Origin of the sequence: Streptomyces sp. G5(2025) (assembly GCF_049542075.1) — a bacterium.
Taxonomy (GTDB): Bacteria; Actinomycetota; Actinomycetes; order Streptomycetales; family Streptomycetaceae; genus Streptomyces.
This window is the reverse complement of the sequence record NZ_JBMUZT010000006.1, coordinates 4217378-4239706: the sequence shown is the minus strand read 5'-3', so window position 1 is coordinate 4239706 and position 22329 is coordinate 4217378. Positions and strand designations below refer to the sequence as shown.

The 22329-nt window shown below is 65.8% G+C and carries 15 protein-coding genes and 1 pseudogene; 11 read left to right on the top strand and 5 right to left on the bottom strand.

Going from position 1 to position 22329, the window contains the following annotated elements; all coding sequences use genetic code 11:
* Positions 1-88: 88 nt before the first annotated feature.
* Together ACOBQB_RS30090 and ACOBQB_RS30085 are read left to right on the top strand one after the other, a co-directional pair.
* On the top strand, positions 89-859 hold the full coding sequence (locus ACOBQB_RS30090) for an XRE family transcriptional regulator (RefSeq protein WP_423596085.1): 771 nt from the start codon (positions 89-91) through the stop codon (positions 857-859).
* On the top strand, positions 846-1313 hold the full coding sequence (locus ACOBQB_RS30085; RefSeq protein WP_365366041.1) for an NUDIX hydrolase: 468 nt from the start codon (positions 846-848) through the stop codon (positions 1311-1313). Before ACOBQB_RS30090 ends, ACOBQB_RS30085 begins: the two co-directional genes overlap by 14 nt.
* A 4-nt stretch (positions 1314-1317) precedes the next feature.
* On the opposite strand, the gene ACOBQB_RS30080 is transcribed toward ACOBQB_RS30085, so the two are convergent.
* The 3 genes and pseudogenes from ACOBQB_RS30080 to ACOBQB_RS30070 all read right to left on the bottom strand — a co-directional run bounded on the left by ACOBQB_RS30080 (position 1318) and on the right by ACOBQB_RS30070 (position 3202).
* The gene (locus tag ACOBQB_RS30080; RefSeq protein WP_423596082.1) at positions 1318-1881 is read right to left on the bottom strand and encodes an HD domain-containing protein; all 564 of its coding nucleotides are present in this window, start codon (positions 1879-1881) and stop codon (positions 1318-1320) included.
* Positions 1882-1966: 85 nt separating this feature from the next.
* Positions 1967-2422 carry a hypothetical protein gene (locus ACOBQB_RS30075; RefSeq protein ID WP_423596080.1) on the bottom strand — a complete coding sequence of 152 codons (456 nt, stop codon included), beginning with the start codon at positions 2420-2422 and terminating at the stop codon, positions 1967-1969.
* Positions 2423-2516: 94 nt separating this feature from the next.
* A pseudogene (locus ACOBQB_RS30070) lies at positions 2517-3202 on the bottom strand (DUF317 domain-containing protein).
* A 248-nt stretch (positions 3203-3450) separates the two neighbouring features.
* Here ACOBQB_RS30070 and ACOBQB_RS30065 point away from each other — a divergent pair.
* The 3 genes from ACOBQB_RS30065 (at position 3451) to ACOBQB_RS30055 (ending at position 6201) form a co-directional block, all read left to right on the top strand.
* Positions 3451-3918: a hypothetical protein gene (locus tag ACOBQB_RS30065; RefSeq protein WP_423596078.1), complete on the top strand. Its 468-nt coding sequence runs from the start codon at positions 3451-3453 to the stop codon at positions 3916-3918.
* A 196-nt stretch (positions 3919-4114) separates the two neighbouring features.
* The gene (locus ACOBQB_RS30060; RefSeq protein WP_365366051.1) at positions 4115-5242 is read left to right on the top strand and encodes a hypothetical protein; all 1128 of its coding nucleotides are present in this window, start codon (positions 4115-4117) and stop codon (positions 5240-5242) included.
* Between the two features lie 722 nt (positions 5243-5964).
* On the top strand, positions 5965-6201 hold the full coding sequence (locus ACOBQB_RS30055; RefSeq protein ID WP_423596076.1) for a hypothetical protein: 237 nt from the start codon (positions 5965-5967) through the stop codon (positions 6199-6201).
* A 150-nt stretch (positions 6202-6351) separates the two neighbouring features.
* Here ACOBQB_RS30055 and ACOBQB_RS30050 read toward each other — a convergent pair whose 3' ends face one another.
* Positions 6352-6957, bottom strand: coding sequence for a restriction endonuclease (locus ACOBQB_RS30050; protein ID WP_423598847.1), 606 nt, complete (start codon positions 6955-6957; stop codon positions 6352-6354).
* A 518-nt stretch (positions 6958-7475) separates the two neighbouring features.
* Between ACOBQB_RS30050 and ACOBQB_RS30045 the strand changes: the two genes are divergently transcribed.
* The 6 genes from ACOBQB_RS30045 (at position 7476) to ACOBQB_RS30020 (ending at position 20005) form a co-directional block, all read left to right on the top strand.
* Positions 7476-8948, top strand: a complete 1473-nt coding sequence (locus tag ACOBQB_RS30045) for a hypothetical protein (RefSeq protein ID WP_423596074.1) — start codon at positions 7476-7478, stop codon at positions 8946-8948.
* Positions 8949-9701: 753 nt separating this feature from the next.
* Complete coding sequence (locus ACOBQB_RS30040; protein WP_423596072.1) at positions 9702-11345, top strand: type I restriction-modification system subunit M; 1644 nt, start codon at positions 9702-9704, stop codon at positions 11343-11345.
* Entirely contained in the window at positions 11342-12001 is a 660-nt protein-coding gene (locus ACOBQB_RS30035; protein WP_423596070.1) for a restriction endonuclease subunit S, read from the top strand. The genes ACOBQB_RS30040 and ACOBQB_RS30035 overlap by 4 nt, the downstream gene beginning before the upstream one ends.
* 105 nt (positions 12002-12106) lie before the next feature.
* Positions 12107-15157: a type I restriction endonuclease subunit R gene (locus ACOBQB_RS30030; RefSeq protein ID WP_423596068.1), complete on the top strand. Its 3051-nt coding sequence runs from the start codon at positions 12107-12109 to the stop codon at positions 15155-15157.
* Between the two features lie 802 nt (positions 15158-15959).
* Positions 15960-16976 (top strand): hypothetical protein, encoded by a 1017-nt coding sequence (locus tag ACOBQB_RS30025; RefSeq protein WP_423596066.1) that lies wholly within the window; start codon positions 15960-15962, stop codon positions 16974-16976.
* Between the two features lie 1214 nt (positions 16977-18190).
* The gene (locus ACOBQB_RS30020) at positions 18191-20005 is read left to right on the top strand and encodes a hypothetical protein (protein ID WP_423596064.1); all 1815 of its coding nucleotides are present in this window, start codon (positions 18191-18193) and stop codon (positions 20003-20005) included.
* Here ACOBQB_RS30020 and ACOBQB_RS30015 read toward each other — a convergent pair.
* Positions 19945-22233: an NB-ARC domain-containing protein gene (locus ACOBQB_RS30015; protein ID WP_423596062.1), complete on the bottom strand. Its 2289-nt coding sequence runs from the start codon at positions 22231-22233 to the stop codon at positions 19945-19947. The genes ACOBQB_RS30020 and ACOBQB_RS30015 overlap by 61 nt on opposite strands.
* Positions 22234-22329: the final 96 nt, after the last annotated feature.

The following is a 22329-nucleotide window of genomic DNA, read 5'->3' as shown; positions in this document are numbered from 1 at the left end:
CGTAGGCAGACGCGCAGCCCCCGCCGTTCCACGGTGATGTCGGAAGATGCTCTTGCCGCGGGCAGTGCGGTCCGGTTGGCTTACCTGAGTGAATGAGCGACTTCGTTCCGCACTCGTGCAACGCAGCCTTACCGTGGATGAGGTGGCCGAAGCCTGCTCCGTCGACCCCAAGACCGCAAGTCGCTGGGTCAGCGGCCGGGTCCCTCACCGTCGACACCGCTGGGCCGTCGCCAACCTGTTACGGGTGGACGAGACGTACCTGTGGCCCGAGGCAGGCGAGAAGACGTCTCGCTTCGGTGCCGCGCAGTCCGAGATCGCGGACACGTACCCAAACCGCGCGAGCGTCCCCCGCGATGTCTGGATCTCCCTGCTGCTAGGGGCCATGAAGCAGATCGACGTCCTGGTCTTCTCCGGCACCTTCTTCGCACAGAGCAACCCTCACATCGCTCGCATGCTCCAGGAACGTGCCCAGGCCGGCGTGCGTGTGCGGCTTTGCTTCGGCGATCCGGCAGGAGAAGCAGTACGCGTCCGCGGTAACGAGGAAGGTATCGGCGACACCCTGGCCGCCAAGGGCAGGGCTTCACTCACCTACTACCGCACTCTCGTCGGCCACCCGGGATGCGAGGTACGCCTGCACGACACGACGCTCTACAACTCCCTTTTCCGCTATGACGACCACCTTCTGGTCAACACCCACATCTGGGGTCAGCCGGCCAGCGCGAACCCGCTCTTCCAGCTCCGCCGCACCGCCAACGCAGAATGGTTCGACCGGTACGACGAGAGCTTCGAAGCGGTCTGGAAGACAGCGCGCCCTTGGGCGCCCGACAGGCAGGAGCACCACCGCAGTGGGCAGGACTGAGTACTACTACGACCCCAAGGCTCCCAAGGCCAACACTCTGATCCCCGCCAGCAACCTGCTCGTCGTGAACGACGACGGGGAGATCCTCCTGCAGCGACGCCGCGACACCGGCCAGTGGGCCCTGCCCGGAGGCGCCCAGGACATCGGCGAGAGCCCCGCCCAGTGCGCGGTACGCGAATGCGAGGAGGAGACCGGCATCGTCGCGGAGGTCACCGGATTCCTCGGCGTCTACTCGAACCCGTCGCACATCGTCGCGTACAGCGACGGAGAGACCCGCCAGCAGTTCGAGGTCGCGTACATAGGACGCCCCACCGGTGGCACCCCCACGGTCAACGACGAGGCGGACGGAGTGCGTTGGGTACACCCAGATGACCTCGGCGCCCTCGACATCCACCCGAGCATGCACGAACAGATCGGCCACTACCTGGCCGGCACCTACCCCTACCTCGGATAGCCGTTCAGAGCACGAGGCCCACTTCATCCGCTGCGGCCCGGACCCTCCCGACACTGGCGTGGATCTCAGGCGCGGCCCGGCGGATGAACCGTCCCACGATGCTGTCCGCGCCGTAGCGGCCCAGGATCTCGCCCACCCGCTCCTCGGACGTCGTACGTCCGCCGTCCGGCGTCGTGGTCATGTCGCAGTACACCAACGCGTCCACCAGCAGGGGCTCGTCGAGCAACGGGAACTCGTCGGCTAGATCTTCCCTCAGCCCGCGCTCCTCAGCCTCTAGGAGCGCGAAGGAGTGGTTCGCCACCAGACGTACGACTCGATCGCCGACCGCGTCGAGCGCCCGTAGATGGCGTGCACCATCGAGTGGGTGGAAGCCGGTGTCGACAAGGGACGGCGCGTACCCGATGTCATGCAACACGGCCGCCGCCTCCAGGACCCCGGCTCCTTCGTCCAGCAGGGGCGCGAGCTCCCTGGCGCAGGCAGCCACACCCTGCGTGTGTGCCCACCTTCTCGGCAGGCTCTCACGCAGCAGCGCTCCCGCCAGCTCGTACGTGTACCCGACTGTCGTCACGCGGGGAGGATACGGCTGAAGCAGCGCGCGGCGATACAGCAAGTCGACACGGCTCCGGCGTCGGCAGGTAGAAGGGCGTGGGGGCTCAGTGGCCGAGGTGGCGCAGGCCCTCTTCGAGGGTGGGGTGATAGCGGTCGACCGGGCCGGAGTTGCGGTTGTACCAGGCCGCGTCCAGGCTCGATTCCTTGGTCTCGTGGCCGGCCCGGCAGCGCAGCCATACCGAGTCGTCGCGCATGCAGAAGACGATCCAGTCCCGGTACGCGCCACACTGCGGGCATGTACGGACCTCCTCGTCGATGACGAGCGGCTGGTCCCAGCGCATCATGAACCCGTCGACGTCCTGACGAGAGGGTGCTCGCAGCTCGACTGGGAGGTAGTCCGATACGACCGCCTCGGAGTCCAGTCCGTCTGGCGCAGGCGCCTCGGCCTGGACGGTCTCGAACGGCGACGGCTCCTGAGCAAGCTGCTGCAGCAGCGCGAATCCCTCACGCTGGGCCTCCCGGAACTCGCGGTCGGCGCGAGCACGGCGTCGGAAGAACATGCAGACTCCATTTCTCTCATCAGGCGGGCGTCGAGAACGGACACCCCGGGGAAAGCCAGCCACGAGCAGCACAACGGCGGCCCCTCGTGGTGTGTCAGCTGCGGTGGACGACAGTGAGCTGGCCCTCTGCGCTCTTGGGCAGAGTGCGGCGGGGCACCGGGACCAATGAGGCAAGCGAGGAGGCGAACGCCGCGACCAGGTCGTGGGGGACGCTGGCGCTGAAGCTGGCGCACCACAGATACGGGGCGCCGAGCACGGGTTCCGCCCACGCCTGCCAACCCACCAGGTCAGGGTGTGGATCGGCGTCCTGAACGAGTGACGGCAGCAACTCCAGGGAGAAGCTGGCGGAGAAAGTGGGGCCCATGGCGGTGGTGCGAGGCCGGTCCGCGTCACGGAGCCAGCCCCGGGCACCGAGCGCGGTCAGGACCCTCTCGGGTTCCTCGAAGCCGGCGTCGGGTGCCTCACGGGCGCCGATCGCGACGAGGAGATCGGCGAGCGCCTCGTGCGGGACACCGGCGGTGAAGTACGCGTTCCACTCGGTCATGGCAGAGGCGGCATGCTGGCGGGCGCTGAGCTGCCAGGCGACAGGCAGACCGCCCAGCTCGAACGAGTAGGCCGCGAGGATCCACTCGGCACCGCGCAGCTCGTCCGGGCTCGATACAGCACGGTGTTGCGGGAAGTCGGCCACATGCGCCAGCCGAGGCCGGCCAGGACATCACCCATCCGCTCGGCTAGATCGCCGTCGTCACCGGCCAGGTGGCGCGGGGTGACCCAATACACCGGGTCCTGCGCGTCGGGACAGGAGGGCTCGATGGGATGGTACGGGTACAGGGGCGCCTCCGTGGGTTCGGGGCTGGTTCTCCAGCAGGGCGTTGTACATTCACATGCGTTGCGGCCGCGCACCAGCCCCTTCCGGGATCTTTCCTGTCTGCCCCCGGCGAACTGGCGTCTGCCGTACGGGGGAACACACGCCGAGCACCGCCCTCAATCGCACGGCCTCTGGCCAACCAGTCGCGACAATCGCGCTCATGACATCGATGACGGAGACCTTCCGCCAGGCCCTGCAAAATGCGCTGGCCGGTCGGAACACAGTCAGCATCCGCAGCATCCTGATCGAGGTGTTGGAGCGGGACCCCTCCAAGGGAGAAATCTCGGCAGCCAACAAAGCGGCCCGAAGGATCGCCGAGGACGGAGACGCGGTACTCATCTCGTTGCTTCCTGACCAGGCCGGCACTGACGCCTACGTGCCCACGGCCCGTGGGACCGTGAGGCGGGCGTCGAACTATCTGACCGTGGACGAGGAGATCATCAAGGACTTGCCCTGCCGCGTCGAGCTCGCCACGAAGAAGTGGGACGCGCTCATCGACGAAGGCATGCGGCTTACCCAGCAAAAGATCGAAAGCGACCCGATGCTGTCGGCGCTCCTGCCGGGCTGGAAGGCCGAACCGCGTGCTGAGAAGCGGGCTCGCGTCACGGCAGAGGCAGCAGCCAGCTGACTCAGCTTTCAACACAGCCAGCGCACAAGGCTGGGAGCGTGGCGGCCCCGACGGTTCTTGGACATGCTCGCCGGGAACGTTGCGACACACGTATATTTCGTTGTTCGATTGCATCTGACGTTGCGACCGAGCAAAATCATTCTGCGCTGGAGTGCCCACCCGGGGCTCTGGCGCTGGCTCAGTAGGGTGGGGGGGCATGGGCACGGATAGCCGGACTTTTGGATCTTGGCGCTTGCGAGGCGGACGTTACGAGCGAGCGGGCCTGCCCGTTGAAGTCCTGGCGGAGTTCGCTAGGTACGAGCGCTTGGTTGTGGACGTGGCCCGAGGTCTCTATAAGCAGCGCCATGCGGCGCGCCAACGCGTCCCCAGGGGGTTCGCCTCGTCCTTTTCGCTTCGCCTATCCGACATTCAGCGTGGCAGCGTCATTCCCGTTCTAGAGCGGACCGTTGTCGACGCGGATGCCCTCTTTGACGATCGCGATGCGGGCATCTTCGAAGAAGCCAGGGTGGTAATTCAGGATGCACTCCGTTCGATCCAGGAAGGGTTCGGCATTCCTCGAACCTTCCCCCCGCACGCGCTGCGCGAGTTTTCCAGTTTCGGGAGAACTCTACAAGGCGACGAGTTCATCGAGTTCGATAGCGGAACCCCTAATTCCGTAATCTACTCACAGTCCGTTCGCCGCAAGATCCAGGAACAAGCGCGCCTCGAAAGATTCGAAATTGAGACGCTCGTCTTGGGGCAAATCACCGGCGTTAGCGCGGATAGAGGCACCTTTGAATTCCGTTTGACTCGGGGCGATAAGGCAATCCTTGGTCGTTTTTCTTCAGATGACATCGTCGCGGATCTGAGGCAGTATCTTGATCGCTCGACAATGGCGCCTACCGTGGCTATCAGCGCTGTGGCTATTCAGTCCATGGACGAAGAGATCATCGAGATCCAGGATGTTCTTTCTATTGAACCCGTGCTACCCGCCGATTGGTCCGATCGCCTTAGTGAGCTGCACGACCTTGAGGCAGGATGGCTAGACGGAGTCGGGCGACAGGTAAGTCGGAAAGTTCTTCGTGAGGTTGAGTCGCTCCTGCTCGAATTTCTCGATGCGCAGGTGCAGCGCCCTTACATCTACCCGACGGAAGATGGTGGCGTACAGCTTGAGTGGCCCTACTCCGCAGGCGAAGTAACGCTGACCGTCACGGCGGATGAAAAAATCGAAGCTTACGCATTCTCGAAGTCGAATGACCAAGAAGATGATAAGACGTATCACTGGCGGCAGCTGAGCGAGATTACAGAGTTCGTGATCGGGGGGATCGCAAGGTATGCCGACTGATGGCTCGAACCTTCGACCTAGTGAATTCGAGATAACGGATCAGGAAGAGAGGCTTTGGCGCCAAGTTCACCCGATCTGGATTCATGAAGGTCGCGTCACCAGTCAACTCTTCAGCCCCACACCGAAGGACTCAGGTGAGGTATCTGTAACCAGAGCTTCGCTCGTTAGTCCCGAAGACGCCCACCAGTATCACACCGAGACGCTAGAACTGAAGTCGATTGGCGTTTATTGCGTCGCCGTCACAGAGGTTCAAGAGGTAGACCTCAGAGCCGTTGACGATTCCCAAGTTGAGGACGGCGAAGAGCGGCCACCGGCACATGCCTTCGTTGACTTCAAGGCCGTTGCGAGTCCCAAGCAGCGGAAGAAGCGCGCGAGTCTCTTGCGCGACAAGGCTGAGAAGCACGGATGGCAGTACGGGCCGACAGCCTGAGGACAGTTCCTCGGCGACCTGCCGACGGTCCCGAGTCATGCCCGCGCCTTAGCCTCCTGGCACGGCCGCGGGGGGGCCATCGGTCGCGCAGCGTCTCTGTCTGCTCTCACTCTTCGCTTCTCGACACCATCTTGGTTAACCGCCGCGGGGCCTGGAGGACTGGGCCAGCCGTAGCTTGTGGTCTCACTTCTGGTCTCATTCGTCTCCGTCCAGCCCCGTCCGTGCGGAGGCACCCCGAACACTTCGCCACAGGTCAGGACCCTTACAGCCCACCCGGCCGCCGACTCTCGTCGTGGCCAGTCACCTCGTGTACGTCTTCTGCCTGCTGCACCACCAGGACAAGCAGACTCTCGATCCCCTGGACCTCGACCAGTGGACCTTCTACGTCCTGCCCACCCGCGTCCTGGACGAACACTGCCCGAGCCGGCGAACCATCAGCCTCGCCAGCCTCCGCTGCCTCGACCCACTGGAGACCGGCTTCTCCGGCCTGCGGAAGGCAGTCGCCTCATGCGCCGAAGGAACCGCATAGCCCTCAAGGGATATGCGGTTCCTTCGAGATGGCGATCAAGACGAGGCCGTTCGCCCCGTGCGACCATCGCTGCGACACCCCGACACGGGGCACCGAGAGCAGGGCCCGTCGGGTTTCTCGGCCGGCCAGGACGGGCGTGGGCGTGTGATCTCACGGGCTGCCGGAGTCGGAGATGTTCTCGACGTCGCCCAGGACATTGACGATTTCTGGCTGAACTCGGTCGGTGCGATCAGTACGCCGAAGACCAGCACGATCGACACGGTCAGCCACTGGTTGGCCTTGCTCTGGAACTGGCCTTTGCGGCCTATTCGGAAGTAGATGAGCACGGCCAGCAGGACCGCCACGCTGAGCGTCAGGGTCACTGGACCAACTTCCCCTCCTGATCAGGACAGTGCCGTCGGTCGACGCGGCGGCGGTAGGCGGTTGAGCAGGTCCCACAGCGGCCGTGATCCAGCAGCCCATTCGCCCAGGGCGCGGCGGTCGACGAGGTGGATTCGGTGTTCCCTGCCCCAGGGGATCGCCTTCGAGGAAACGACCGTTGGTGAGCACGACCGCGATGTCCGCGCCGTGGACCTGCCGGGCGGCGCCGTTGACCTGCTGCAGCACGCCCACGCCGATGGCCGAGCCGCGGCCGCCATCGCGACGGTGCTTGCACTGGATCGCCCAGACGCGGCCCGCTGGGTCGGTGGCCCGTACGTCGCAGGCGTTGTCGCCAGCGCCGCCGATCCGCTCTGCCGTGCAGCCGTCGCGGCGCATCAAGTCCCGTATGGAGAACTCGAATGCGCGGTGGTCCGGTGCGTCAATTTCTGCGATGCGCAGCCTCAGGGCCTGAGTCCGGACGCGTTTCCACTCGGCTCGCTGCCGGGCCTGCTGGAGCCAGAAGCCACCCGCGACCGAGGCGACCACGGCCGCGAGGACGAGGAGCCACCAGTGAGCGAGCAGCCACTGCACGGCGGCGATCACCAGGCCAGCCGCTACCACGGCACCGACCAGCAGAGCGATCTGCTCGTCGTGCTTCTGGCATCGGCCGCGTAACCAGGCGCACCGGCTCTTCATCCACCCGCCACAACCCGAACTCCAGCGGCACCGTGTACGCCCCAACCGATCCGACACACTCAGAAGGGCAAGCAGACCTTGCGGACAGCGAGGTCTTCAAGTCAGCCTCCGTGCCCCGCCCATGAGCGCGTCGTCGGTGGTTCACACCGTGCGGAGGCCAATGGAGTCGCACCCTGCCCGCCGCCCTCCGCCGAGGGTGCCAGTGGCACAGTGAGCGCATGCGACCGCCTGCCTGGGCGGGGAACGTGGATACCCCGCTATCCGCACCCGACGCCTTCGACGTCCCCGTGTTCCTCCGCCGTAGCTCACCACTGGCCCCCGCGCCGCGGCCCACTCCCGTGATGGTGGCTTTGGCCCACCAACCATTGCCCCAGGGCGCTGGCATACCTGCAGACGGCGCGTATCTGGTCGGCACGACGTGGCGTGCGCTCCTGGATGCCACGATCGCGGTGGGACGGGACATCAGCTCCTGGATCACCGCTACGCCCCGTCTCGCACGCCACGAGATCAAGGCACGCCGGTACCCCCTCTCCGCCTACCTGGTACGGGCCGGGCGCGAGGTCGTACCCAGCGTCGTCTACACCCACGGAACGGAGAGCTCGACCCGTACCGCCTTCGGCTATCACGTGGGCATGACGATGGCCCAGTGGGCCTGTCAGACGATGGGGCTCGGCCCCACCACACACGCTGAGAGCGCGATTCCACAAGGCGCGGCGCCCGGCTGGGACAAGACGCGCAGTCTGCCGGACCTGTTCGGCACGCACCCGGCCACGTCCGAGCTGTGGCTGATCGAGGCAAAGGGGAGCCGTCGGCTCGGCATGGGGCCCAGGATCAAGGGGGCGCAGCAATTGGACGTCGGCGCTCTCGTCCCCGTTGCGCATCAGAAGGTGCTGTGCGGGACCAGTTTGGAGCGGCGCCTGTTCATGATGATCGACGTCGAGGGTGACCCGCCGGCCGGGGACCCCAGCAACACCTCCGACGAGGAAACGCTGCAGCAGGACGACGAGGCTCTCCTGGAGCTCGCTCGATCGCGCATGCTGACGTATCTGGCACTTTCGTCGTTGCCGCGGGACGGGTTGCGCGTCACGGCGATCGGCAGGCCCGAGGAGGAGGCAGCAACGCGAAGGGTCCCGATCCGACTGTTGGAGAGCGACGGGCCCACAGCCGAGCTGCGTCGCCAAGTCGCACCAGATTCCAGGGACGCGGACATCAGGCAACAGCACGGCCTGGACATGCTGACGGGACGGATTCCGGGCACGGATCTGATGCTGGGGATGTCCCGACGTCTGTACGGCGCGTGCCGCGAGCTGGCCTATGCAGAGCGTCGCGTCATCGCGCGGGTCCGGGAAGAACGACCCATGTACATGGACGAGCTGCCCCGTGCGGTTCAGCGCCCGGAGAACGCGGTAGCGCGGCGGCCCGAAGGGCAGATGAGCGATCGCGCGCGCGAGGAAAGAGCCGCTGCTGCTCAGGAGTACGCGCGCAGAGTTCGAGCGGAACAGCGAGACGATCAGCTCCGCTCCGTACGTGAAGGTTTCACGATGGGAGACAGCGGCTCCTGGATGCACCTCATCGATCTGGCTCCGCGTCTCGCGCTCCCCAGCGAGGAGGGTTTCCTGGAGGCAGCAACCTCGGACACCTACCTCGCGGTCGAAGAGGAGGCACTCGACCTGGATACCGACGTCGAGTAGCGATGGTCGACCAGAGCTGATGGGTCGGCCTCCAGCAGTGGTCCGGCGCGGACTGGCCATCGACTCGAACGACTCCCTCAGCGCGAAGCTTGGATGCCCCGATCAGCCGCGTTTCCTTGGTTGCAGTTCTGGTTGCATTCACCGGCGTACAGCACCGTTCAAAAGCCCCGCTCGACTTGGCTGCACCGCAGGTCAGGACGCCCACGTACGCACCAGAACCCCCAGACGAAGACTTGGAAAGCGTGTTATTCGAATCTCGTATCCTCCACACCCGCCCATCAGGACAAACGAAGGACCCAACCGCACTGCGGCCGGGTCCTTCGTCCTTCCGTGGTTGTAGTTACGACTATTACCCGTAGTCCCGCATCAGCTGGCCGTAGCCGTCGCACAGCCCGAGCCCCCACGGCGGGCATCCCAGTGCGGCGAAGGCAGCGCGCTCTACAGCGGTCATTCGCGTCGGGTCGAAGGAACGCCGGACTGGCCCGTGGGGCAAGGTGAAGCCGCCGGGCAGCTGGCCGAGATCAGAGGGACCGGACACCGCTGCCGCCCAGCCCTCTTCTCCCGCCCGGCAGGAGCGGTCGACCTGCTGTTCAGAGAGGGCGATCACGTTCGTCCTCGTCGTCGGCCGGAGCTACAGGGCGACGGGCCGTTCTCCACCGCGTTGACCGAGCTCCGGTGCGGCGCCGCCGGCGCTGAGGTGGTGGTACTGGAATCTCCCAGCCAATGGTGATGCCACCGTGCCCGGTGGCGTCGATGTCCGAGACGCTGCGGCGCTGCGTTCCCGAGCAAAGTGTCAGTGCCACCTGGAAGGATGTCTACGTGACACGCGACAACAAGGAAGCCCAGCGGGCTGAGCTGCACCGGACCATCTGGCGGATTGCTAACGACCTGCGCGGCAGCGTCGACGGCTGGGACTTCAAGGCCTACGTCCTGGGGATCCTGTTCTACCGATACGTCTCCGAGAACCTGACGGCCTACATCAACGAGCAGGAACGCCAGGCCACCGGAGATCCGGACTTCGACTATGCCGACCTGCACGACTCCGAGGCCGAGTTCGGCCGTGACGGGACGGTCGAGGAGAAGGGCTTCTACATCCTGCCCTCGGACCTGTTCGCCAACGTGCGTGCGCGTGCCGCCAAGGACGAGAACCTCAACAAAACCCTGTTCGAGGTCTTCAAGAACATCGAGGGTTCGGCCCAGGGCACCGCCAGCGAGGACGACCTCAAGGGCTTGTTCGCCGACCTAGACGTTAACAGCCCCAAGCTTGGCCCGACCGTGGCCAAGCGCAACGAGCAACTCCGCAAGCTCCTGAACGCCATTGGCAGCCTGAACCTCGGCTCGTTCGCCGACAACACCATCGACGCGTTCGGCGATGCATACGAGTACCTCATGATGATGTACGCCTCCAACGCGGGTAAGTCCGGCGGTGAGTTCTTCACCCCGCAGGAGGTCTCCGAGTTGTTGGCACGCATCACTGTGGTCGGCAAGAGAGAGGTCAACAAGGTCTACGACCCTGCCTGCGGATCCGGGTCACTCCTGCTTAAGTTTGCCAAGGTGCTCGGCAAGGACAACGTCCGCCAGGGATTCTACGGCCAGGAAATCAACCTGGCGACCTACAACTTGTGCCGGATCAACATGTTCCTGCACGACATCAACTACGAGAAATTCGACATCGCCCACGGCGACACTCTCATCGACCCCGCCCATATGGACGACGAGCCCTTCGAAGCTATCGTCTCCAACCCGCCTTACTCCACCAAGTGGGAGGGCGATTCCAACCCGCTGCTAATCAATGATGAGCGGTACAAACCAGCTGGCGTGCTGGCCCCCAAGTCGAAGGCCGACCTGGCCTTCACCATGCATATCCTGTCGTGGCTAGCCGAGAACGGCACCGCAGCGATCGTCGAGTACCCCGGAGTTCTCTACCGCGGCGGCGCAGAGAAGAAGATCCGCAAGTACCTCATCGACAACAACTTCGTCGACACGATCATCCAGCTGCCACCAGACCTCTTCTTTGGCACCACCATCAGCACCTGCATCATCGTGCTCAAAAAGGCCAAGACCGACAACAAGACGCTGTTCATCGACGCCTCCGCCGAGTTCGTGCGCCAGGGCAGCAAGAACAAGCTGTCCGAGGCCAACGGCATCAAGATCCTGCAGGCTTACGTCACGCGTCAGAACGTCGAGCACTTCGCCCGACTGGTCGACAATTCCAAGATCGCCGACCAGCATGACTACAACATCTCAGTGTCCTCATACGTCGAGGAGAAAGACACCCGCGAGGCTGTCGACGCCACAGCACTGAACGCCGAGATCCAGCAGATCGCGACCCGCCAGTCCGCCTTGCGCTCGCAGATCGACACCATCGTCGCCGACCTCGAGGGAACAGCCAAGTGAGCCGCATCGAAGAGCTGTTCAAGCAGCACTGCCCTGACGGAGTTGAGTACAGTCCGCTAGGTGAGGTCGGAGATTTCATTCGTGGACGCCGGTTCACCAAGAACGACTACGTCGAGTCGGGACTGGGGTGTATTCACTATGGGCAAATCTACACCGACTACGACACTGCAGCGAACTCGACGGTAACTTTCCTCAATCCAGACCTTCGAAATTCGCTCCGACTTGCCTGCAAGAACGACCTTGTCATTGCGGCAACTGGCGAGAATATTGAAGACGTCTGCAAGGCTGTGGCATGGCTCGGCGAGGAAGAGGTCGCAGTTCACGACGACTGCTACATCTACCGTCATTCTTTCGACCCGATGTTTGCCTCCTTCCTGTTCCAGTCTTCCACCTTCCAGGAACAGAAGGCCCGGTATGTAAGCGAGTCCAAGGTGGTCCGAGTATCTGGCACCAACTTGTCGAAGATCAGGGTCCCAGTTCCACCCCTGGAAGTTCAGCGCGAAATCGTTAAGGTTCTCACGCTGATGGCGTCGCTGAAGTCCGAGCTGGAGGCTGAACTGAGGGCAGAGCTGGAAGCTAGACAGCGTCAGTATGTGCATTATCGCGACGTCTTGCTTACCTTCCCCGAGACGGAGAAGTCCAAGCAGTTGACCTAGGCGAACTTGGTATAAAGCGCCGAAGTTTTTCCAGCCGATATCACCGCACGTCATCAGCACTTCCTTCCGTGACCACCTCCTGACCTAAGAGGGGAAGACCACAGCATGGCCACCCGACCTGGCACCGCTTGCAATATCGACCCGATCTCGGTAAGCGATGAATCGACCGTCGTCGCCGAGTATGAGCCTGATCCTGCAACCTCAGAGCGGTACCAGAGCGAGGCTGAGCTCGAGACGGAATTAATCACGCAGCTACGCGGGCAAGGGTATGAGCTTCTGACCATCACCAGCGAGGCCGACCTGGTGGCCAACCTGCGTGCCCAGCTGGAGGCGCTGAACGGGATCACGTTCACCGACGCGGAGTGGAAGAGATTCTTCTCCGAGCGGATTACCAGCGCCAACGACAGCATCGTGGCGAAGACAGCGCGCATCCAGGAGAATCACGTCCAGATCCTTAGCCGGGAGGACGGGTCCTTCGAGAACGTTGCGCTGATCGACAAATCCAATGTCCACAACAACCGGCTGCAGGTCATCAACCAGTACGAGTCCGAAGGCACCCGGGCTAACCGGTACGACGTGACGATCCTGGTCAACGGCCTGCCCGTGGTCCACGTCGAGCTCAAGCGGCGCGGTGTGGACATCCGCGAGGCGTTCAACCAGATCAACCGATACCAGCGAGATTCATTCTGGGCCGGCTCGGGCTTGTTCGAGTACGTGCAGTTGTTCGTCGTCAGCAACGGCACCTTGACGAAGTACTACTCGAACACCACTCGCGACCGGCACGTCGGCGAGGCGGCAGGTAGGCGCCGCCGCAAGCAGACATCGAACTCGTTCGAGTTCACCAGCTGGTGGGCCGACGCCAACAACAATCGGATCGCAGACCTACGCGGGTTCACCCGAACGTTCCTGTCCAAGCGCACCCTGCTGAACGTCCTGACCCGGTACTGCGTGCTCGACGTCGACCGCAACCTGCTGGTCATGCGGCCCTACCAGATTGTGGCCACCGAGCGGATTCTGCAGCGGATCGAAACGTCCACGAACTACCGGCGCACCGGCACCATCGACGCCGGCGGGTACGTGTGGCACACCACCGGGTCGGGCAAGACCCTGACCAGCTTCAAGACCGCGCAGCTGGCGACCCGCATGGACGGTGTCGACAAGGTCCTGTTCGTCGTGGACCGCAAGGACCTCGACTACCAGACCATGCGCGAGTACGAGCGCTTCCAGAAAGGCGCGGCCAACTCCAACGCATCCACCGCCGTGCTCAAGAAGCAGCTGGAGGACCCCGACTCCCGGATCATCATCACCACGATCCAGAAGCTGTCCAGCTTCGTGAAGCGCAATAGACAGCACCCGGTCTTTGGCAAGCACGTGGTGATCGTGTTCGACGAGTGCCACCGCTCTCAGTTCGGCGACATGCACACCATGATCACCAAAGCGTTCAAGCGCTACCACTTGTTCGGGTTCACCGGAACGCCGATCTTCGCCGACAACGCTGGCACCAGCGGCAACCCGAAGCGTCGCACCACCAGTCAGACCTTCGGGGACAAGCTGCACACGTACACGATCGTGGACGCCATCGGCGACAAGAACGTCCTGCCGTTCCGCATCGACTACGTCAACACCATCAAGGTCGCCCCTCAGGCCCCCGACAAACAGGTGACCGCGATCGACACCGAGTCCGCACTGCTACACCCCGATCGGGTGCGCATGGTGGCCGGGTACATCATGGAACATTTTGACCAGAAAACCCGACGTGGCGAGGGGTATGTCCTCAAGGACAAGCGCGTGCGCGGGTTCAATTCGATGTTCGCCACGGCTTCCATCGATGCCGCCAAGCGGTACTACAACGTCATCGAGAAGCTGCAGTGTGAGCGGGAGCAAGCAGCTCAGGCCGCGAGCAAGCGGTACGAGCGCCTCAAGGTCGCGCTGATCTACTCCTTCGCCCCCAACGAGGACGCGCCCGACGGTCTGCTGGGCGAGGAAGACTTCGAGCCCGACGGCCTGGATACGGCCTCGCGCGACTTCCTCGAGGACGCGATCCAGGATTACAACGACATGTTCGGCACCTCGTACGACACCTCGTCGGTGAAGTTCGAGAACTACTACAAGGACCTGTCCGGTCGGCTCAGGAACCGTGAGGTCGACCTGGTCATCGTGGTCAACATGTTCCTGACGGGCTTCGATGCCACCACCCTCAACACCCTGTGGGTGGACAAGAATCTCAAGCACCACGGCCTGATCCAGGCGTTCTCCCGCACCAACCGCATCCTCAACTCGGTCAAGAGCTACGGCAACATCGTCTGCTTCCGCGACCTTGAGGATGAGGTCGACGACGCCTTGGCGCTGTTCGGGAACAAGGACGCGGCGAGCATCGTCAAGATCGCTCCCTACGGGGAGCATTACGCTAAGTACCAGCAGAAGACCGCCGACCTACTCGACCGATTTCCTCTGGACAAGGAGATCGCTGGGGAACAGGCCCAGAAGGACTTCATCACCCTGTTCGGCGCGATCTTGAGCCTGCGTAACATCCTGGTCGTATTCGACGAGTTCGCTGGCCATGAGCTCCTCTCTCCGCGGCAGATGCAGGACTACCAGTCGGTCTACCTGGACCTGTACGAGGACTTCCGCCGAACCGCTGACGGGGACAAAGAGTCCATAGGTGAGGACGTCGTCTTCGAGATCGAGCTGGTCAAGCAAGTCGAGGTTGGCGTTGATTACATCCTGATGCTGGTGCGCGAGTACCAGAGTCAGAAGGGCAACGGCGTCAACAAGGAGCTCGAGGCCCGCGAGAACATTGCCCGCGCCCTGGACGCCAGCGCGTCACTGCGCAACAAGAAGGATCTGGTCATGGAGTTCGTCGACTCCATCTCCGCCGGCACCGACACCGACGACGCCTGGCAGGCCTACATCGCCCAGAAGAAGCACGACGAACTCGAGCGGATCATCGCCGAAGAGAACCTGAAGCCTGAGCCCGCCCGTTCCTTCATCGAAGGCGCCTTCCGCAACGGCGAGATCCCCACCAGCGGCACCGCGATCACCAAGATCCTGCCCCCGGTCTCCCGGTTCGCCCATGCCAACAACCACGGCACCAAGAAGGCGGTCGTGTTGGAGAAGCTCAAGGCCTTCTTCGACCGTTTCTCCAGCCTGTCGTGATCCTGCGCGTCCGACCTCCCGTGACGAGGGCCGCCGAAGACCATGCCTTCGGCGGTCGGAGAATCTTCAGGACTGTCCCCACGGAACCAGTCCCTCAGAGATGTAGGTGGCAGACGCCTGGAAGCAGGCTCAGAGTGGCGCGCACACGGCAGCGGCGCGGCGGCTTGGTCGAGGCCGCCGCGCCGCTGAGGCACGCTGGCTTCTCGGCTGACGTCGTGGTCCGCCACGGCCCCAGCCCCTGAGCTGGCCCTGGGGCCCTGGACCGGTTTCAGTTCCGGTCTTTCGTACCCCTCCAGGGCCATCCGGCGAAGCCTCCTTAGGTTCCTCCCCAGGTCAAGACAGGTACGACCCCAGCCGGACGGGCATACGAGGATTGGGAAAGCGCGTTGGGACAATCTCTGCGGAGATCCCGCCGCACGCCCTGTTGGCCATCGCTTCGATGGCCAACAGGGCGACAGAAGGCCGTCTCGTCAACTGACGGTCGAGGCTGTAGCCATGTCTCGCAGAGTTTCCCTCGGATGCTGTCCAAGCGACGGTGTCATGGGAGCAGCAAACTCGTTGCACGGAAAGGCGCTCAGGGTGTGCTCCGCAAGCGGAGCGCACCCTCGCCCATGCGCGTCTTCAAGACGCTATGCTTCGGTCAGGCGACCACGCTCGCCGTTACGTCGGACCTGGGTTCCTCCCGCAACTACCCAGGGGTGAGGGCGCAAAGTGCCGTCGGGCGCGCGTGATTGAAGACTGGCGTTTCTCCTATGGGGCGCAGTGGGCGGGAGCACTGAGGCACGCCCACCGGGAGCCGGACATGACGCTCGACAGGGATATCGCCACACTCGCACGCCGTATCCGACGCGAGTCCGGGGACATCATCCCCTTCCAACAGGCACGGTTGACCGCCGCGCGCGAGTTGGGCGGGTTGCCCGTCCACACCATGGCACCCGAGGAGCGCATCTCGCTCCGCGTCCAGTACACCGGGGAGAGCGAAGCCGCCGCCCGATCCGCGATCAGCAGCGACACCCGCGGACTGGGCCTGGACCACTGCTCGGACGACCAGCGCGCCTTCCGGGCCCTATTAGCACTCGCGCTTTTCAACGGCAGCGTGTACACCGGTCCGACGGCGAGGTGGAACTACTCGGTTGTCGCCTCGTATGACCCGGTGATGTCGCCCCGCAGGGAACAGTTGGTGATGGTGGCGGAGCGCGCCCCGGAGAACGTAGCCACCCGGCTGCTGGCTACCGAGGGGGTCGACTCACGCGGTGTCCCCGGACTACGACACGAGGTCAGCTACACATGCCATGGTCAGAGCTCCGTCTGTCTGCGCCATCTGCCCACCGGTGCGCTGCTGACCATCACCGGTGACCCGGCCGGATGCAAGCGCGGCAACAGGCGCAAGCACGTGCCCCGGCGCCCCTATCTCACGCTGGACACCGACCTCACCGCGCACGAGCGCCGCGCACTGGCAGCGGTGCCCCCGATCTCAAGGGAAGCAACCACTCTGCTGGCAGGTCTCGTTTCCCGCTACAACATGGTTGACCGGCGTGGCCACTGGGCGACCAGCCTGTCCTGGGACCCTCTGGAGCGCCCCGGGGTCGAACGCCGGAAGGAACCGGAAGTGATCCGGCACGGTGCTGTACATCGGCTCTGGGGCGTCGGCGACTCATGGGAGTTCCGCTGGACCGGCTATCCCGAACCCCGCGACCTGGCTCTGGCACTGACCCACCGGGAGGCCGGGGTCAAAGGCTCGGAATTTACCCGCCAGGGTGACACCTATCGGGTGCTGCTAGGCACCGCGTCGCTCGACCTGTGCGATAGGAAGGGCTGATCCATGCCGTTCCTCACCGACCATCCGGGGTCCATACCCGTGCTGGTGGCTGCCGTTGTCCTCGGAGCCCTCCGCTTCACGTTGCCGAAGGATTCTCGCCATCGCCTGGAACTGTGGAAGGCCGTCCTCGAACACCGACGTCAGCGTTGGCAGGTGACGGAGCACCGCCGCACGATTGCAAGGTCCGGCGAGACCGGCCAACCGGACCTCCCTGCTGAACCGGAGCAAGGCGGCGGTCACCGAACAGCTCGGCGGGGGCGAGTGCGGGACTGAGGTCCGGGAATGAGGCTGACGCCGCGGCCCTATTGCACGAGCTGAGCTTAGTGCCGGTCTGTAAGCAGCACGAGAGGCCCCTCAGCAACCAGCCTGGCACCTCTGCCACCCCATCGTCCGGTCAGCTGAGGTTCACGGCCAAGGGAGGGCTGTCTTCGGCGCATCACGTGGGAGCCATCTGGGAGCCGACCCGCTCCCCAAACCTTCCCGAAACCATGCGAGGCCCACCGAGCCCAACGCCCTGACCTGCGGAAAAGCCAAACAGACCGGTAACGGTCTTCACCGAACCTCATTCGGGACGAAGAGGTCGTGGGTTCAAATCCCGCCACCCCGACAGCTGAAGCATCAGGTGAGGCACCTAGGAACGTTCCTAGGTGCCTCACCTGTTTCGTGTGCGTGTCTATCTGCGTGACTACGGCTGCGGAGGCGGGGGCGCGGGCGGGGGCGGGGGCGTGCCGAAGATGCCGTCCATGGCGACGGCGACTGGCCAAGTAGCGTCGAAAGCCCATCGGCCAGAGCGGCGATCAGCGATTGCACTCCTCCTCGTCGTGGGGGGGTGCGCTCTGGATGCAGCAACCTACTGCGGCACCCCCGAACTCAGGAGTGGTTTCGCGGAGCGTGGATACGCTGGCGTGCTGAGTTGATCGAAGTGGTGGCTCCGAGGGTGCGATCTCGAAGAAAGCGCCCCCGCGCAACCGGGCACCGTTGCGCCTCCACCTCTTCGGCTGTTCGGGCGCCGATCTGGCAAGTAGCCTGCGGGCGGAAGAAGGTGGTGAAGCGGTTGCCAAGCACCCATGGGCATGCTAGGAAGCTCGCCGGGAGCCGGGAGCCGGGAGCCGGGAGCCGGGAGCCGGGAGCCGGGAGCCGGGAGCCGGGAGCCGGGAGCCGTAAGGCCGTCTGACCTGGTTGTGTGCGATCCTGCCCTCGGGCGGAGGTACGCGATGGAGTCCGACGAGCGCATTCTCGTCCCCGTGGGCCCCGACGCCGCACGCTGGCGGACCTTCGGTGGCGAGCGGACGGTCGTGGTCGCGGCGCGGACGGTGACGTCGCTGGTGCGTGCGCTGGACGTGGTGCCCGAGGTCCTTCACGACGATCCCCGGGTCACCGTGGTGTTCGCGTACGACCCGACATCCGCGTTCAACGACGGTGTGCTCGACCTGCTCCGCTCCCTGGGCTGCCGTACGCTGCCGTGGCCGCAGCTCGCGGAGATCGCGCCCGACCTGTTGATCTCCGCTTCCGAGAACATCAAGGTGCCGCCCGGCGACTATCCGGTGCTGGTGCTGCCGCACGGGGTCGGGTTCCACAAGCGGGTTCCCGATTCCGCCGGGCCCGGCACGCGGCTCTCCGGGCTGGTCCACGACGATCTGCTGGCCGCCCGGCGGGCCTGGCTCGCCGTGTCCCATCCCGACCAGGAGACCCAGCTGGCAGCCGCCCATCCCAGCACGGCCGGGAGGACGGTGCTGGTCGGCGACCCGTGCCTCGACCGGCTCCGGGCGAGCGTCCGGTGGCGGGAGCGCTACCGTTCCGCCCTCGGTCTGGTTCCGGGGCAGCAATTGGTGCTGGTGAGTTCGACCTGGGGCGAGGAATCGCTGGCGGGAGCGTTGCCGGGGCTTCCGGCGGATCTGCTGGCCCAGCTGCCGGCCGACGAGTTCCGGGTGGCGCTGGTGCTGCACCCGAATGTCTGGTCGGGGCATGGCGCATGGCAGGTCCGGGTCATGCAGCAGAGCGCCCTGGAGGCCGGCCTCATCGCCGTCGACCCCACGGACGGCTGGCAGCAGGCCCTGGTGGCTTCGGACCTGGTGATCGGTGATCACGGGTCCGTGACGTTGTACGGGGCGGCGCTCGAACGTCCCGTACTGCTCGGCGCGTTCGGGTCGGAGGCTGTTCCGGGGACGGCCGGGTACGCGCTGCGTACGGCCGCGGGGCGGCTGGAGGCGGGCCGGCCGCTGCGGGCGCAACTGGAGGCGGCGGTGGCCGGTCACCGGCCGGACCGGTACGCCGCGGTCAGCGCGGCGGCCTTCGCCGAGCCCGGCCAGGCCCTGCCCAGGCTGCGGGAGTTGGTCTACGGCCTCCTCGGCATTCCGCAGCCGAAGCAGCCGGGTCGTGGTCCGCGTGCCTTCCCGATTCCGGCTCCGCACACGAGGCGGGCGCGGTCGCTGATGGTGCGCACCTCCGTCGTACGGGATGCCGAGGGTGGACTCCGGGTCGAGGTCCGCCGTTTTCCTGCCGCACTGGCCGGGGAGACGGCTGAGAGCGAGACCGTGTTCTGGCACCTGGCCTGCGATGTCGACGAGCCGGACACCCGTCTCACCGAGAGCGCCGCTGTCGTCTGCTCGGCGTCGGACGTCCTTCCGGCCGAGGCGGGGCGGCAGCGCCTGGGCGCCCTCCTTGAGGACTTCCCCGGGGCCCGGATCGCCGCGCTGTCCGGGGAGGACGGGTGCATCATCAGGGTGCGCGACGGGCGGCCTGTGCGCGACGGGCGGCTTGTGCACGTCTGCACCGCGGAGCCGCCGAGTGCGGAGGAGGCGGTTGCGGTTGCGGAAGAGGTGGGTGTTGATCCCGGTGCGGCCGCGGCAGCGGTCTACGCGTGCCTGCGGCTCGGCGTTCCGTTGGACGCCACCGCCACTCCGTTGGTCCTGGTCCTCGGCGCGCGGCGGCACAGGCTGTCGCTCCGTACGGTGCCGCCGGGCGGAGATCAGGCGGCGGTGAGCCGGGCCAGGACCGCCGTCGCCCGGGGGCTGCCGCCCTCTTCGTAGACCGCGAGGGCACGGCGCAAGCAGCTCCTGATCTCTTCGGGGTCGTCCAGCAGGTCCGCCAGGTCTTCCAGGGCGCGGGCTTCGTAGTGCGAGGCGTCGCCCTTCTTCAGGTCGTCGGCGGCCCGGGAGAGGGCGGCTGCCGCCTCCGCGCGCGCACCGGTACGGGCCAGTACCCGGCCGGTGTCGGCCAGCGTCCGCGCCGCCATCCGGTCATCGCCCAGGGATACGAGCGTCTCCCGGGCCCGGGCGAGGGCGGCCAGGGCCGTCGCGTGGTCGCCGGCCGCGCTCTGCGCGCAGCCCAGGAAGTAGCGGGCCAGGGCCTCGCCCCGCCTCTCCCCGGCCTCGGTGTTGAGCGCGAGCGACGTGCGGTACGCGTCCACCGCACGGGCCGCGTCGTGCCCGTCCCAGTAGCGGCCGAGGAACTCCTGGACCGAGGCTTGCAGTACGAGATGTCCCGACTCCACGGCGAGTTGCTCGGCCCTGTCCAGTTCCGCCTTCGCCTGTTCGTCCTGCCCGAGGTCGAGCAGCGGTCGGGACAGGAGGCTGCGCAGCCGGGCCTCGGCGGCCGGATTGCCGTCGCGCCGGGCCGCTTCGGCACCCAGTTCAAGAGATTCGCGCCAGTCCGCGAGGTGGCGATGGTGGAGGAAGAGGACGGTGAACGCCTCGGCCGTCTGCCAGACAGGGCGGTCGAGGCCGAAGCCGGACGCCGCCCGGAGCACGGCGAGGATGTTGGCTCGTTCGGCCTCCAGCCAGCTGATCGCGTCACGGCCGGGGTCGGCCGCGCCGGCGAACGGCCCGGCGGCGGAGTCGGCATGGGCATTGGCATGGGCATGGACATGGGCATGGCTGTCGGCGAACGGCTCGGTGGCAGCACTCGGGCCGGATGTGCCGCCACCCGGGCCGCATGCGCCGGCGCCCTGGCCGCACGTGCTGGTCGGCCGGGCGATCCGGAGTCGGTCGACCCGCACCGCGCGGTCTGCCGCCGCGGTCAACGTGAGGTAGTGGGCGGACACTCTGCGGACCGTTTCCCGCTCCGCGTCGGGCGGATCGGCGGCACGGGCGGTCTCCCGGGCGTGCAGCCGGACCAGACTGTGCAGGGCGTATCTGCCGTCGTCCGCCACCGTGAGCAGACTGGCGGCCTCCAGTACGTCCAGCGCCTCCTGCGCCTGGCTTGTCGTGCGCAGCCCGGCCGCCACCGCGGCGACGGCGGTGTCGAAGCTCAGGCCGGGGACATGGCCGAGGGCCCGGTACATGCGGGCGGCGGGTTCCGGTAGGTCCCGGTAGGCCAGTTCGAGGGCTGCGGACACGGTGCGCTCCTCGTGGGCTGACGACACGGCGATACGGCTGAGGCGGCTCTGTTCGTCGGACAGTTCGGTGACCAGCGCGCCGATCGTGAGGCGCCGGTGGGTGAGCAACCGCGCGCCGCAGATGCGCAGGGCGACCGGCAGGCCGCCGCACAGTTCAACCAGTCGGGCCGCGGACTCGGCTTCGTCGGCGATCCGCTGCGGGCCGCAGAGAACCGACAACAGCTCCAGGGCGCTGTGGGCGTCGAGGACGTCGAGCTGGAGCAGGGACGCGCCGTCCAGGGCGAGTTCGCCCAGGCGCCATGTGCTGGTCGCCAGGACGGCGCTTCCCCGCCCTTGCGGCAGGAGGGCGGTGACCTGGGCCGGGCGCGTCACGTCGTCCAGCACCACCAGCATCCGGTGCTTGGCGGACAGATCCCGATAGAGGGCCGTACGGTCGGCGAGTCCTGCGGGAAGGTATTGGTCGCGTACGCCGAGGGCACGCAGGCAGATGGCGAGAGCTTCGGAGACGTCCCCACCGGCGCCGGCACGCAGCGCGGCGAAGTCGACGAAGATCTGTCCGCCGGGGAAGCGCGGCTGGTTGCTGTGGGCCCATTGGCAGGCGGCGGCCGTCTTGCCGATTCCGGGGAGGCCGCTGAAGACGCCGATCGGGCAGCCCGCGGGGTCGCCGAGCGCGAGTAAGTCGTCCAGGGCGGCGAGCAGTTGGCGGCGGTTGACGAAGCCGCGCGGTGGCCGCGGGACCTGGTCGGGGCGCCGGTCCGGCGGCGCCTCCTGCCCTGCGTGGTGATGGACGGTGCTGTGGTAGTTGAAGGTGATGCCGCCGTGGACGACACCGGCCTGAGCCAGCTGCCCGTCGACGTGGCCGGGGAGGCTGTTGGTGATCCCCGCCGACTCCGGGCGTTCCGAACCGTCCTGCGCCCTCATGAACCACCGCCTTCCGGGATCTCCGATCCGTGGTCACCGTACTGGACCCGGGGCGAGGAAGGGGGCGTTCCGAGCCCCGCTGCGATCAGGTGCATG

Excerpts from the sequence above, each read along its gene's own strand:
- ACOBQB_RS30075 (WP_423596080.1), bottom strand. The coding sequence starts at position 2,422 with ATGTTCTTCCGACGCCGTGCTCGCGCCGACCGCGAGTTCCGGGAGGCC.
- ACOBQB_RS30065 (WP_423596078.1), top strand. The coding sequence starts at position 3,451 with ATGACATCGATGACGGAGACCTTCCGCCAGGCCCTGCAAAATGCGCTG.
- ACOBQB_RS30060 (WP_365366051.1), top strand. The coding sequence starts at position 4,115 with ATGGGCACGGATAGCCGGACTTTTGGATCTTGGCGCTTGCGAGGCGGA.
- ACOBQB_RS30050 (WP_423598847.1), bottom strand. The coding sequence starts at position 6,957 with ATGCGCCGCGACGGCTGCACGGCAGAGCGGATCGGCGGCGCTGGCGAC.
- ACOBQB_RS30045 (WP_423596074.1), top strand. The coding sequence starts at position 7,476 with ATGCGACCGCCTGCCTGGGCGGGGAACGTGGATACCCCGCTATCCGCA.
- ACOBQB_RS30040 (WP_423596072.1), top strand. The coding sequence starts at position 9,702 with ATGTCCGAGACGCTGCGGCGCTGCGTTCCCGAGCAAAGTGTCAGTGCC.
- ACOBQB_RS30030 (WP_423596068.1), top strand. The coding sequence starts at position 12,107 with ATGGCCACCCGACCTGGCACCGCTTGCAATATCGACCCGATCTCGGTA.
- ACOBQB_RS30025 (WP_423596066.1), top strand. The coding sequence starts at position 15,960 with ATGACGCTCGACAGGGATATCGCCACACTCGCACGCCGTATCCGACGC.
- ACOBQB_RS30020 (WP_423596064.1), top strand. The coding sequence starts at position 18,191 with ATGGAGTCCGACGAGCGCATTCTCGTCCCCGTGGGCCCCGACGCCGCA.
- ACOBQB_RS30015 (WP_423596062.1), bottom strand. The coding sequence starts at position 22,233 with ATGAGGGCGCAGGACGGTTCGGAACGCCCGGAGTCGGCGGGGATCACC.